The sequence below is a fragment of the Pantoea conspicua genome (assembly GCF_002095315.1).
GTDB classification, from domain to species: Bacteria; Pseudomonadota; Gammaproteobacteria; order Enterobacterales; family Enterobacteriaceae; genus Pantoea; species Pantoea conspicua.
Map to the genome: position 1 here is coordinate 23,797 of NZ_MLFN01000012.1, position 13,105 is coordinate 36,901.

A 13,105-nucleotide genomic window follows, 5' to 3' on the forward strand; every position below is an offset into this window, starting at 1 on the left:
CATGATTACGCTTTCCCGCTTATTTATTCATCCTGTGAAATCAATGCGGGGACTGCAACTGTCACATGCGCAGGTGTCCGACAGCGGACTGGCGTTTGATCGCCTGTTTATGGTGACGGAACCTGATGGAACCTTTATTACCGCGCGGCAGTATCCGGAGATGGTCCGTTTTACGCCGGTTCTGTTACCTGATGGCCTGCTGCTGCAGGCGCCGGACGGCACGCATATCCCCATCCGCTTCAGTGATTTCAGCCAGCAGGAACATCCGACCGAGGTCTGGGGCAATCATTTCACCGCGTGTATCGCCCCCGAGGCGATCAATCAGTGGCTAAGCCAGTTCTTTCCGCGCGAGGTACAACTGCGCTGGGTCGGCCCGCAACCTGGCCGACGGGTCAGACATTTTGAATCGGTCCCGCTCAGCTTTGCTGATGGTTATCCCTTTTTACTGGTGAACAGTGCATCGTTACAGGATTTGCAGCAGCGCTGCCCGGCCAGCGTGCGCATGGAACAGTTTCGCCCGAACCTGGTGATCAGCGGTCCCGCAGCCTGGGAAGAAGACAGCTGGGCAGAACTGCGGATTGGCGACGTGGTTTTTGAAGTTACCAAACCCTGCAGCCGCTGCGTGTTCACCACCGTCAGTCCGGAAACCGGGCATAAACATCCAGCAGGCCAGCCGCTGGCAACATTGCAGCGCTTTCGCAGCGCACAGGATGGCAGCGGCGATGTCGATTTTGGCCTGAATTTAATTGCCCGCAACCCGGGCGTGGTGCGGGCAGGCGATAACGTCACCGTCATTAAACGTCACACGCCGCGCGTCTACGGTACCGGCGCGGTGGTTGAAACGCTGAAGCCACAGCAACAGGCGCCCTCGGCGGTGAAGATTACGTTTCAGGGCCAGACCTTTACCGGCGATAATCAGCAGGTCTTGCTGGAGCAGCTGGAGATGCAGGGTTTTCGCATCCCCTACTCCTGTCGGGCGGGTTTATGCGGCAGTTGTAAACTCAGTCTGATAGCGGGCGAGGTTAAGGCGCTGAAGCAAAGCGCCATTCGTCAGGATGGCACCCTGTTAAGTTGCAGCTGTATCCCGGCTGGCGATGTGGAACTGAACTGAAGTCAGACTGCGCGAGCGTAGCGCGGAATAATATCCTGACAGTAAGGTTGCAGGCGGTCGTTCATCACTTTGATGGCATCGCCGAGCACCATCGCTTTTCCCGCCAGCGTCAGGCCGGGCTGTGCCAGCAGGCAAAGCGCGGCGTTATCACCGTTTTCAACCACCAGCAGACGCGCCTGCTCGCCATTTTCCGCCAGTGTCACCTGCACCATTTCACCTACGCCTGGCCGCATGGCGGGCGCATAAGAGGAAAAATGCCAGCTCTTCGGCATCAGCGGTTTCAGAAATCGCGACGCCACCAGTGCGTTTAACACCAGTTCTGCGCGGTGCTGGCTGCTCAACTTACACTGGCGACAGGTCTCTTCAAAGGTGAAAAAGAGCGCAGCGTCATCAACACAAAAGCCGGATTGATTAAACGCGTCCGGGGTAAGCATTTTGCGGGAATAACGGGAACGAAAAAGCATACCGTCAGCCAGGTCGAGCATCATTCGGTCGTGGCTGGCGTCAAAATACCAACGCCAGTTATCATCAGGTTTGATTTTCATAGTGTGCCCTGTATTTACCGCTGCGCCAGAAATCACGCAGAATTCAGCGAAAAATGAAACGTAAGGAAAAGCTGAAAATTCGTGCAACAGGCCAAAATATAAACGAGCCGGAAGGATAAATAAACCCCCCGGCCTGTGATAGTAAGAAATGTCTTAGAGATAAGTGACGATATCTTTAATTAATCCGGGTCCCTGATAAATAAAGCCTGAATAAATCTGGACCAGCGTCGCACCCGCAGCGATCTTTTCACGTGCCGCTGTCAGTGAATCAATCCCGCCAACGCCAATGATCGGCAGCTGACCTTTCAGCTCCTGAGACAGGCGCTGAATCACCACGGTGCTGCGCGACTGGACCGGGCGGCCGCTCAGCCCCCCCGCTTCTTCCGCATATTTAAGGCCACTGACCAGGGAACGATCCAGGGTGGTATTGGTGGCAATCACGCCATCTATCTGGTGTCGGACTAAACTGTCCGCAACCTGAATTAACTCATCTTCAGAAAGATCGGGCGCAATTTTTACTGCCACCGGCACATATTTCAAGTGACGCTGTTCCAGCTCTTTTTGTTTTTGTTTGATTGAGGCCAGCAGATCGTCGAGTGCTTCGCCATATTGCAGTGAACGTAAACCTGGCGTGTTCGGTGAGGAGATATTGATGGCGATATAACCGGCATGGGCATAGACCTTCTCCATACAGATCAGATAATCCTCTTTGCCCTGCTCGACCGGCGTATCTTTATTTTTGCCAATATTGATCCCCAACACGCCGTTGAAACGCGCTTTTTTCACGTTTTCAACCAGGTGATCGACGCCGAGATTATTAAACCCCATGCGGTTAATAATGCCGCCCGCTTCGACTAAACGAAACATCCGCGGTTTGTCGTTGCCCGGCTGGGCGCGCGGCGTGACGGTGCCAACTTCTACAAAGCCGAACCCCATCGCGCCAAACGCATCAATGCATTCGCCATTTTTATCCAGACCTGCCGCCAGGCCGAGGGCATTTTTAAAGGTTAATCCCATGCAGGTTACCGGGCGTGACGGCAGATTCTGGCGGAATAACACTTCCAGCGGCGTGCCGCTCATAAAACGCAGTTGCTGAAAGGTGAGTTCGTGCGCACGTTCGGGGTCGAGTTTAAACAGCGCCGGTCGGACGATAGGATAAAACATGCACTCTCCTGAAGGACGGAAGCAATCGTGAAAGTCGGTGCACGGGAAAATGTGCGCCAGAATGGTAAAGTGCTCTGGCGCAAAAGTAAATCGAACGTCGGGGATGCGGGAAAGTATCTGAACCGGAGTTGATCTTACCCCGCGGAATCGTTTACGGGGCTGATTGGGGCGTGAGCTGGAAAAAGGTATTCGCGCAGAATACCGCGACGCAGCATGATGCCAAAAATGCCAATACAGACGAAGGCTTCCGCCAGTACCATCGACCAGGCTGCGCCAATCGCGCCATATTGCCAGGCCAGAAGACAGCAGAGCGGCACGTTAATCACCCCAGCCGCCATCATCACCATCATACGCTGGCGCGCCAGGCCGTGCGGGATCAGGATCTGTAAGCCCGCCGGATAAGAGATATTGCCGAACAGAAAGCAAATTACGAACACCCGCAGCACGTCAGCCGACGGCATAAAGGCTTTGCCCAGCAACAGCGACACGACCTGATCGGCAAACAGCCAGGTAAATATCACGATCGCCAGGCTGAGAGAGAAAGAGAGCAGCAAACTTTTGCGCGTCGCGGCAATCGCGGCACGCTTATCGCGCCCGAACAGATGGCTGACGCGCGGAAAAAAGGCGCTACCGATCTGTTCCGGCACCGAATTGGCCGCTTTACGCAGGCGATCCGCCCCGTTGTAAATCCCCACCATATAGTGCGAGGTAAATGACGCGAGGATCACCACATTGACGCTGTTAAACAGGTTGGCACCGGCAATGGCGATAAACACATCCATGCTGTCGGTGATGCGCTGTTTGATTTCGCGTGGCTCAAAGCGGTAGCGGCCAATGACCTTCATCTCCAGCACAAATTTCAGCGTGATGGCGGCGCTGATAATCGAAACCGCACCCGGGATCAGGGCAGCCAGCCAGGTATCATCAGGGGTTTTGACCAGCAGAAACGTCAGCGGGATCGCACAGAAGTTACCAAAGGTGGCGATCACCGCCGTTTTACCGAGCTTCTCAAATCCCTGCATCAGCCAGCCGAAGGAGAACAACGAGCCGATCAGCGTGGTGCAGTTGGCGAGGATAATAAAGAATAGCGGATGCCACGACGGGTTAAACCAGGTGGCCGTCAGCAGTGTGCCACTGGTGAGCACCAGCAGCATCAGTTTGGCATTAAAGGTTGACCAGAACAGCTGGCTGACCCGCGCTTTGTCATCACGATGGTGGGCAATATCTTTGGTAGTAAAGACATTGAATCCCCAGTCCGAGATGGTGCTGCAATAGAGCACACAAGCAATGGCCAGTGCCAGGGTCCCCATCTGCTCAACACCCAGAATACGGGCCAGATAGGGCAACGTTGCCAGCGGAAACAGAAACGAGGCGCCGCGGTACGCCAGCAGTGAGAAAATATTAACTATCAGACTTTTATCAAGTACTTTTGCCATGTCGCAACAACCTTATACACATTGCATGTCTCACCTTCTCATTTCGCTAAGGCATAAACAATATCGCTACACGCTTTTCAGAATCAGGCTGCGCGGTTAATTTCCTTTTTCACTTTGTATCGCTGTAATGCAATAAACAGATCCGGCTGATTAAATAGCAACCACTCTTTAAAATTCTGGGTTTTTACGCCACGCCCCATAAAACGAATCGCATTGCGCACATATTCTGGTACCGGCGTCTGGTTATACAGTGATAAATAGATCATCAGGCGGAAAGAATGGGTTAAATAGGCTTTTTCCAGTGTACTACGCCATTCTGATTTAGCCTGTGAACTGCTCAGCGTATTGTAGGCATGCATGAAGGCGTCATAACGCTGAAAGAAAAACTCATCACCTTTGGTACTGTTAGTGAGCGAACCGCTACGAATGCGCTGCTTATAATAAACCTGACGGCTGACCCACGCCTGCTGGCATTTCATAAATACCGACAGCGTAAAATTGTGGTCTTCATGAATCCGGCGAACGAAACGTAATTTATGCTGCTCTATAACGCTTTTTTTGATCGCATAGTTCCAGACTGCCGAGGTGTAGCTGCCGTTACGCAGCAGGCGCATAAAGACTTCCTGCGGAGACTGCAAACCAAACTGATCGTGTTTTACTTTGGGTGAGGTGATCTCGATATGCCCATCTTCATAGACGCAGGAATTAAAGCAGAACAGGTCGGTCTGAGGATGTTTTTCTGCTACGGTTGCCAGTTCTGCCACCAGCCCGTCAACCACCACATCATCCGGATCACAGAAGAAAAGGAACTCGCCCTGTGCCAGCGCGATACCGGTATCGCGGGCATTACCCAGCCCCCCATTTTCAATGGTGATCACTTTTACCTGAGAAAGGTGCGCATAATTCTGTTCAATCAGGGCCAGCGTGCCATCGGTTGATCCATCATTCACAATGATTATTTCATTGGGCGCTTTCACCTGGCGTAATAATGAATCAACGCACTCGACAATATATTTTTCAACATTGTAAGTCGGAATAATCACCGATAACAGGATGTCAGACATAGGCATTTCTCTGCTGTTAGAAAATGACAATACGATTCACCTGCCTGATGCAGGTCATGACCAGAGGCGAAGCGTCGAAAAAGAATAGTGTGTTATTAGGGCTGCTTACATTGAGCCTGATTATCTTAAACCGGTTAAGCCGATAAAGACCAGTCGGGAAAAACCGGTTGAAGTGTTCAGATGGCTATCACTGTTAAATAAGTTGCATCTATAGCGCGGTGCGATGTTAAAACGGTTGAGGTTTGATTTAAATTGCCGGCAAAAAGTCGCGGTAACCAGAATCGGGAAAGTGTAAGCGAATACCTGAAACCGTGAATATCTTCATCATTCCATTCTTTTCGTTTCACTAACGTTTCTGCAATTAATCCGAACATTTTCCCGTGTGACACCGACAGAGGGTTTGATTTTATATCGTTTTTTTCCCTTTCTTCTTTTCCCGCCCCGTTTAATCACTGCTTAACCATAATAAGAATGTTTAAGCAATCAGCCGCTGGATGATTTAACCGCGGCGGTTCGCTAATTTTGCAATCTCGCATCATCGCTTTTAATGAGTGATTGTCCGGATTAGGGGAAATTTAAGAATTATCGGAACCGGTTCAGACGCCGCTTATCACCCTGCCCGCCTATTTGCAGTTTTCACCCTTAGTTTGCCAGATAAATCATTTAAGCCCCTCTCGCGGCTCTGACAGTATGAAGGCATAAGTTCTCAACATTAGATAATCAATAACTTTTAGTTATAAGGAGTGACAATGCGAGTTATTACGCTGGCAGGTAGCCCACGGTTTCCCTCACGCTCAACCTCATTACTGACGCTGTGTCAGCACAAACTGGAAGCACGGGGTATCGAAGTCATTCCGTGGAATATTCATAACTTCCAGCCTGACGATCTGATCAATGCACGCTTCGATGCACCAGCGCTGCTGGCCTTACAGGACGATCTGGCCGCCGCCGATGGCCTGATCGTGGCGACGCCGATTTATAAAGCCTCTTTTTCCGGCGCGCTGAAAACCCTGCTCGACCTGCTGCCGGAGCGCGCGCTGGAGCATAAAGTCGTGCTGCCCCTGGCCAGCGGCGGCAGCGCCGGTCATATGCTGGCGCTCGACTACGCCTTAAAGCCGGTACTTAACGCGCTGAAAGCACAGGAAGTTCTGCACGGTGTCTATGCCGAAGATCACCAGATTCAGCACTACGACCGTCAGCCGCAACTGCAGGATTCACTGGCGCAGCGCCTTGATGATGCAGTAGCCGCGTTCTGGCTGGCACTGACCCGTCACCACCATCCCGTTGCACACGCCGTATAAAGGAGCAGATGTATGAAACTGACATTAACAAAATGGCTGACGGCAGGCTTATTACTGGCTGGCCTGCAGGTGCAGGCCGCGCAGCCCGATCCGGCACAGATTCGCATCGGGTATCAAAAGGGTTCAGTCAGTATGGTGCTGGCGAAATCGCATCAGCTGTTAGAGAAGCGTTTTCCACACACCAAAATTCAGTGGATAGAGTTTCCGGCGGGTCCACAGATGCTGGAAGCGCTGAATGTGAACAGTATTGATCTCGGCAGCACCGGCGATCTTCCGCCGCTGTTCGCCCAGGCGGCTGGCGCGGACCTGCTCTATGTCGGTGCTGAACCGCCAAAGCCGCAGGCGGAAGTGATTCTGGTCCCGAAAACCAGCGCGCTGAAACAGGTCGCGGATCTGAAAGGCAAGAAAGTCGCCTTTCAGAAAGGCTCCAGCTCGCACAATTTGTTGCTACGCGCCCTGCAACAGGCAGGACTGAGTTTCAAAGACATCACCCCCGTTTATCTGACACCGGCTGATGCGCGTGCCGCATTCCAGCAGGGAAATGTCGATGCCTGGGCGATCTGGGATCCCTACTACTCGTCGGTGCTGTTACAGGGCAACTCCCGGGTGCTGGTGGATGGCAGCAAACTCAATCTGACCGGGTCGTTCTATTTGGCCACCCGCAGCTATGCCGAGGCACACGGTGCTTTTATTCAGCAGGTGCTGGATACCTTTAGCGCCGCCGATGCGCTGACCCGCAGCCAGCGCCCGCAGAGTATTACGCTGTTAGCGCAGGCGATAGGTTTACCCGAGCCGGTGATTGCCAGCTATCTCAGCCATCGACCGCCCACCACCATTACGCCGGTTAGCGACAAAACCGCGGATGCACAACAGCATACCGCTGACCTGTTCTATGCCAATCATCTGCTGCCAGTGAAACTATCGATTCGCGATCGCATCTGGCAATCCCCTACCGTGACGCAATAAGGAGCAAAAAAATGGTATCCATATTCTGGTTTCTGCCGACGCATGGCGACGGTCACTATCTTGGCACTGCAGAAGGTGCACGCCCGGTGGATCACGCGTATCTGCAACAGGTCGCACAGGCGGCTGACCGTCTTGGTTTTGGCGGCGTGCTGATCCCGACCGGCCGCTCCTGCGAGGATGCCTGGCTGGTTGCCGCCTCACTGATTCCGGTCACCCAGCGGCTGCGTTTTCTGGTCGCGCTGCGTCCGGGCGTGATTTCACCGACCCAGGCGGCGCGTCAGGCGGCGACGCTGGATCGCTTATCCAACGGTCGCGCGCTGTTTAATCTGGTCACCGGCGGCGATCCGGAAGAGCTGGCGGGCGACGGGGTGTTCCTCGATCACCGTGAGCGCTACGCCGAGTCAGCTGAATTTACCCGCGTATGGCGTCGGGTGCTGGAGGGCGAAACGGTCGATTACGAAGGCAAGCACGTTAAGGTGCGCGGTGCCCGCCTGATGTTTAAACCGGTACAGCAACCGCGTCCGCCGTTGTGGTTTGGTGGCTCATCTGAACCGGCTCAGGATCTGGCAGCTGAACAGGTCGATGTCTATCTTACCTGGGGTGAACCACCGGCTCTGGTGAAAGAGAAAATCGACCAGGTCCGTGCGAAAGCGGCGGCCCAGGGCCGGTCGGTACGTTTCGGTATTCGTCTGCACGTGATCGTACGTGAAACCAATGAAGAAGCCTGGCAGGCGGCCGACAAACTGATCGCCAACGTGGACGATGCCACCATCGCTAAAGCGCAGGCTGCCTTTCAGCGGGCCGATTCTGTCGGTCAGCGCCGGATGGCGGCGCTACACGGCGGACGGCGCGACAAGCTGGAGATCAGCCCGAACCTGTGGGCCGGTGTCGGTCTGGTGCGCAGTGGCGCAGGAACCGCACTGGTGGGTGACGGACCCACGGTAGCGGCGCGCATCAAAGAGTATGAAGCGCTGGGGATTGAAACCTTCATTTTGTCGGGCTATCCGCATCTGGAAGAGGCCTATCGCGTCGGTGAACTGCTGTTCCCGCATCTCGATCTGCAGGTTCCGCTGGTGCCACAGCCGCGCGTCGTTCAGGCGCACGGTGAAGCGGTTGCCAACGATTTTACCCCTGAGAAAAAAGTCGCCCGGGGCTGAGGAGAGCATCATGGCCAGAACAGGTAAACGTCTCGCCGATACGCTGGTGCCGTGGGTGCTGCCAGCTCTACTGGTGGTGGCGTGGCAGATCGCCTCACAAACCGGCTGGTTATCGACGCGCATTCTGCCGGCGCCGGAAAAAATCGTGACCACGTTCTGGCAGCTGGCCGCCAGTGGTGAACTGTGGCAACACCTGGCGATCAGTAGCTGGCGTGCGCTGATTGGTTTCACTATCGGGGGTTCCATTGGGCTGCTGCTCGGGCTGATTACCGGCACCTCCCGCACCGGCGAACGACTGCTGGATACCTCGGTGCAGATGCTGCGTAACGTGCCCCATCTGGCGCTGATCCCGCTGGTGATTCTGTGGTTCGGTATCGATGAGTCGGCGAAAATCTTCCTGGTGGCGCTCGGTACGCTGTTTCCGATCTATCTCAATACTTATCACGGCATTCGCAATATCGATCGTGGGCTGGTGGAGATGGCGCGCAGTTATGGTCTCTCCGGCTGGAGCCTGTTTATTCAGGTGATCCTGCCTGGTGCGCTGCCAAATATCATGGTCGGCGTCCGTTTTGCGCTCGGCCTGATGTGGCTGACGCTGATCGTGGCGGAAACCATTTCGGCCAACTCCGGCATCGGTTATCTGGCGATGAATGCGCGGGAATTTCTGCAGACCGATGTGGTGGTGGTCGCCATCATTCTGTATGCCCTGCTCGGTAAACTGGCTGATGTCGCCGCGTTGTTGCTGGAACGCGTCTGGCTGCGCTGGCATCCGGCTTATCAACTGAAGGAGGAGAACGCATGAGTCAGACACTTTCCCCGGCGCGCCTGAATACCGGCACCCCGGTCGGCGTTAACCGCGTCAGCAAGCAGTATGGCAGCCGCACTATCCTGAACAATATCGATCTGCATATTCCGTCGGGCCAGTTTGTGGCGGTCGTCGGCCGCAGCGGCTGCGGTAAAAGTACCCTGCTGCGTCTGCTGGCCGGGCTGGAGCAGACTTCCAGTGGTCAGTTACTGACGGGCAATGCGCCGTTACAGTCGGCGCGCGACGATACCCGTCTGATGTTTCAGGACGCGCGGCTGCTGCCGTGGAAAAAGGTGATTGATAATGTCGGCCTCGGGCTGAAAGGCAATGCCTGGCGTAGTGCGGCGCAGGATGCGCTGGCAGCAGTCGGGCTTGCCGATCGGGCTAATGAGTGGCCCGCGACCCTCTCCGGCGGACAGAAACAGCGGGTGGCGCTGGCCCGGGCATTGATTCATCGACCGGGTTTGCTGCTGCTGGATGAGCCACTGGGGGCGCTGGATGCCCTGACCCGCATCGAAATGCAGGAGCTGATTGAATCCCTGTGGCAGCAGCATCATTTTACCGTTCTGCTGGTGACCCATGATGTGAGTGAAGCAGTGGCGATGGCGGATCGGGTGCTGCTGATTGAGGAGGGCGAGATTGGTCTGGATTTGCTGGTTGATCTGCCACGTCCCAGACGGCGTGGTTCGCCACGGCTGGCAGAGCTGGAGGCGGAGGTGCTGGATCGCGTGATGCGCCGTACCCCACCGTCGCAGCCGGTTCGTCTGGCCCGACAGCGGTAAAAAACGTCGGAGCCACACGCCTCCGCCGTTCTGTTATCAGGCGTTTAACGCCCGGGTGATCTTCTCATAGAGGTCGCCCGACAGCTTTTCCAGCCCTTTCAGCTGTTCAAGCGCATCGCGCATCATCGCCTGACGATCCTCGTCATAGCGTTTCAGTCGAATTAACGGCTCCACCATCCGCGCCGCGACCTGCGGGTTGCGGGTGTTGAGATCGATCAGCATCTCCAGCAGGAATTTATAACCGCTGCCATCTTTGGCGTGGAACGCAGACGGGTTGGCGGAGGCAAAGGCCCCTACCAGCGAACGCACGCGGTTCGGGTTACTCATGCTGAAGGAGCGGTGAGTCAGTAACTGACGCACGTTACGCAGCACGTTAGAGGCCGGACTGGTGGCCTGCAACACAAACCACTTATCCATCACCAGACCATCCTGGTGCCAGCGTTCATCGTAAGCCGCCAGCAACGCATCACGACAGGGCAGCTGCGCTGACACCGCAGCGGACAACGCCGCCAGCGCATCAGTCATGTTGGTGGCCTGATGATACTGCGTTTGCACCAGCTTATCTGCCAGTTGTGCATCGCCAAATGCCAGATAGGTCAGGCAGATATTTCTCAGGCTACGCTGACCAATTGCGGCATGCTCAACCCGGTATTCACTCTGCTGACTGGCGTTATAAATTGCAAAGAACTCGTCAGCCAGTTCACGTGCCAGCGTGCGCTGCAGCGCGTCACGTACCAGCGCAATCGCCTGTGGATCGATGACATCAAACAGCTCGGCGATCTCATTTTCAGTCGGCAACGTCAGAATCAGTGCGGTCAGTGCCGGATCGCAGTCGGTATCAAGCAGCACTGCCCGGAACGCATCCGCCACATGCAGCGGCAGTGACAGGTGTTGTCCCTGCTGATAGCGTGCCACGTTGAGACGGATGTAGGTCGCCAGCAGGCTCTGTGCCGCATCCCAGCGTGAGAAATCGTTACGCGCATGACGCATCAGGAAGGTGAGCTGCGCATCGCTCCATTTGTAATCGAGCTTCACCGGCGCAGAGAATTCCCGCAACAGCGACGGCACCGGCTGGAAGTAGACATTATCGAAAATAAAGGACTGAAACTCCTCGGTGACATTCAGCACGTGATGCACCGGATGACCGTTGTGCTGCAACGGGATCACCTTACCTTCATTATCATAAAGTTCGATATCGAGCGGGATGTGCAGCGGCAACTTCTCTTTCTGATCGGCAGTCGCCGGCGTGTGCTGGGTAACGTGCAGCGTATACTGCTCCAGTTCCGGATTATAGTCATCGCGCACCGTCAGCACCGGGGTACCAGACTGGCTGTACCAGCGGCGGAACTGTGACAGATCGACGTTAGAAGCATCTTCCATTGCCTGCACAAAATCGTCACAGGTGGCCGCACTGCCATCATGGCGATCAAAGTAAAGCTGCATCCCTTTCTGGAAACTGGCTTCGCCCAGCAGGGTGTGCAGCATACGGATCACTTCCGATCCTTTTTCATACACCGTCAGGGTGTAGAAGTTATTCATTTCGATGACCTGATCCGGACGGATCGGGTGAGCCATCGGGCTGGCATCCTCAGCAAACTGCGCACCACGCACGATACGCACGTTGTCGATGCGGTTAACCGCGCGTGAGCCGAGGTCTGAACTGAACTCCTGATCGCGGAATACCGTCAGCCCCTCTTTCAGGCTGAGCTGGAACCAGTCGCGGCAGGTGACGCGGTTACCGGTCCAGTTATGGAAATATTCGTGGCCGATCACCGCTTCAATGCCGAGATAATCTTTATCAGTGGCGGTTTCCGCTTTCGCCAGCACATATTTGGCGTTGAAAACGTTCAGACCTTTGTTTTCCATCGCGCCCATGTTGAAGAAGTCGACCGCCACGATCATAAAGATGTCGAGGTCATATTCGAGCCCGAAACGCTCCTCATCCCACTTCATGCTGTTTTTCAGCGAGGTCATCGCCCAGTCGGCGCGATCAAGATTGCCGCGATCGACAAAAATTTCCAGCGCTACGTCGCGTCCCGAACGGGTGGTGAAACTGTCGCGCAGCACGTCGAAATCGCCCGCTACCAGTGCAAACAGGTAGCACGGCTTCGGGAATGGGTCCTGCCATTTGACCCAGCTGCGGCCCTGCTCGTCCCGTCCGCTATCGATGCGGTTACCGTTCGAGAGCAGGAACGGATAACGTTCGCCGTCGGCAAACAGGGTGGTGGTGAAACGCGCCAGCACATCCGGGCGATCCAGATACCAGGTAATATGACGGAAGCCTTCAGCTTCACATTGGGTACAGAGCGCCTCACCCGATTTATACAGTCCTTCCAGCGCCGTGTTCTGATCAGGATGGATATCATTGATGATTTTCAGGGTGAAATTGTCCGGCAGCTGGCTTAATACCAGCGCGCCCTCTTCTTCGCGATAATCAGTCCAGGGCTGTCCGTTTACTTCAATCGCGATCAGCGTTAAATCTTCGCCGTCCAGACGCAATTCAGCCTGGCTGTCACCGAGGCGTTTAACCTGACTGATCGCCGTTACGCGGGTGGTCGACGCATCCAGTTCGAAGGTTAAATCGATGTCGGTGATGGTGTAATCTGGCGCACGATAATCGTGGCGATACTTAATTTGGGGCTGTTGCGTCATATTCCGTCTCGCGTTGTTATAAGTTTACCTGGCAAAGTCTAAGCTTGTTAATACAAGCTTGCCACGCACAATGCACGTAATGGGTGAAATGGCTACAATCTGTTAACAATGGCACAGATTGG

11 protein-coding genes are annotated in these 13,105 nt (G+C 54.9%); 6 read left to right on the forward strand and 5 right to left on the reverse strand.

Annotated features, from left to right (window positions below; all coding sequences use genetic code 11):
• Position 1 precedes the first annotated feature (1 nt).
• Complete coding sequence (locus tag HA41_RS06675) at positions 2-1,111, forward strand: YcbX family protein (protein WP_094120113.1); 1,110 nt, start codon at positions 2-4, stop codon at positions 1,109-1,111.
• A gap of 2 nt (positions 1,112-1,113) precedes the next feature.
• Here the strand turns inward: HA41_RS06675 and HA41_RS06680 are convergent, their stop codons facing one another.
• The 4 genes from HA41_RS06680 to HA41_RS06695 all read right to left on the reverse strand — a co-directional run bounded on the left by HA41_RS06680 (position 1,114) and on the right by HA41_RS06695 (position 5,320).
• Positions 1,114-1,656, reverse strand: a complete 543-nt coding sequence (locus tag HA41_RS06680; RefSeq protein ID WP_094120114.1) for a cell division protein ZapC — start codon at positions 1,654-1,656, stop codon at positions 1,114-1,116.
• A gap of 153 nt (positions 1,657-1,809) precedes the next feature.
• Entirely contained in the window at positions 1,810-2,820 is a 1,011-nt protein-coding gene (gene pyrD / locus HA41_RS06685; protein WP_094120115.1) for a quinone-dependent dihydroorotate dehydrogenase, read from the reverse strand.
• Between the two features lie 134 nt (positions 2,821-2,954).
• Complete coding sequence (locus HA41_RS06690; protein ID WP_094120116.1) at positions 2,955-4,256, reverse strand: flippase; 1,302 nt, start codon at positions 4,254-4,256, stop codon at positions 2,955-2,957.
• A gap of 83 nt (positions 4,257-4,339) precedes the next feature.
• Complete coding sequence (locus HA41_RS06695; RefSeq protein WP_094120117.1) at positions 4,340-5,320, reverse strand: glycosyltransferase family 2 protein; 981 nt, start codon at positions 5,318-5,320, stop codon at positions 4,340-4,342.
• Positions 5,321-6,069: 749 nt separating this feature from the next.
• Between HA41_RS06695 and ssuE the strand changes: the two genes are divergently transcribed.
• Genes ssuE through ssuB form a run of 5 tightly spaced genes read left to right on the forward strand, consistent with a single transcriptional unit; the run spans position 6,070 to position 10,331 of the window.
• The gene (gene ssuE, locus HA41_RS06700; protein ID WP_094120118.1) at positions 6,070-6,621 is read left to right on the forward strand and encodes an NADPH-dependent FMN reductase; all 552 of its coding nucleotides are present in this window, start codon (positions 6,070-6,072) and stop codon (positions 6,619-6,621) included.
• A gap of 12 nt (positions 6,622-6,633) precedes the next feature.
• Positions 6,634-7,587, forward strand: coding sequence for a sulfonate ABC transporter substrate-binding protein (locus HA41_RS06705; protein ID WP_094120119.1), 954 nt, complete (start codon positions 6,634-6,636; stop codon positions 7,585-7,587).
• Between the two features lie 11 nt (positions 7,588-7,598).
• Entirely contained in the window at positions 7,599-8,744 is a 1,146-nt protein-coding gene (ssuD, locus tag HA41_RS06710; protein WP_094120120.1) for an FMNH2-dependent alkanesulfonate monooxygenase, read from the forward strand.
• Positions 8,745-8,754: 10 nt separating this feature from the next.
• Positions 8,755-9,546, forward strand: a complete 792-nt coding sequence (gene ssuC, locus HA41_RS06715; RefSeq protein WP_094120121.1) for an aliphatic sulfonate ABC transporter permease SsuC — start codon at positions 8,755-8,757, stop codon at positions 9,544-9,546.
• On the forward strand, positions 9,543-10,331 hold the full coding sequence (ssuB, locus tag HA41_RS06720; protein WP_094120122.1) for an aliphatic sulfonates ABC transporter ATP-binding protein: 789 nt from the start codon (positions 9,543-9,545) through the stop codon (positions 10,329-10,331). The genes ssuC and ssuB overlap by 4 nt, the downstream gene beginning before the upstream one ends.
• A gap of 36 nt (positions 10,332-10,367) precedes the next feature.
• On the opposite strand, the gene pepN is transcribed toward ssuB, so the two are convergent.
• A complete protein-coding gene (pepN, locus tag HA41_RS06725; protein WP_094120123.1) occupies positions 10,368-12,983 on the reverse strand; it encodes an aminopeptidase N in 2,616 nt (871 codons plus the stop codon).
• Positions 12,984-13,105: the final 122 nt, after the last annotated feature.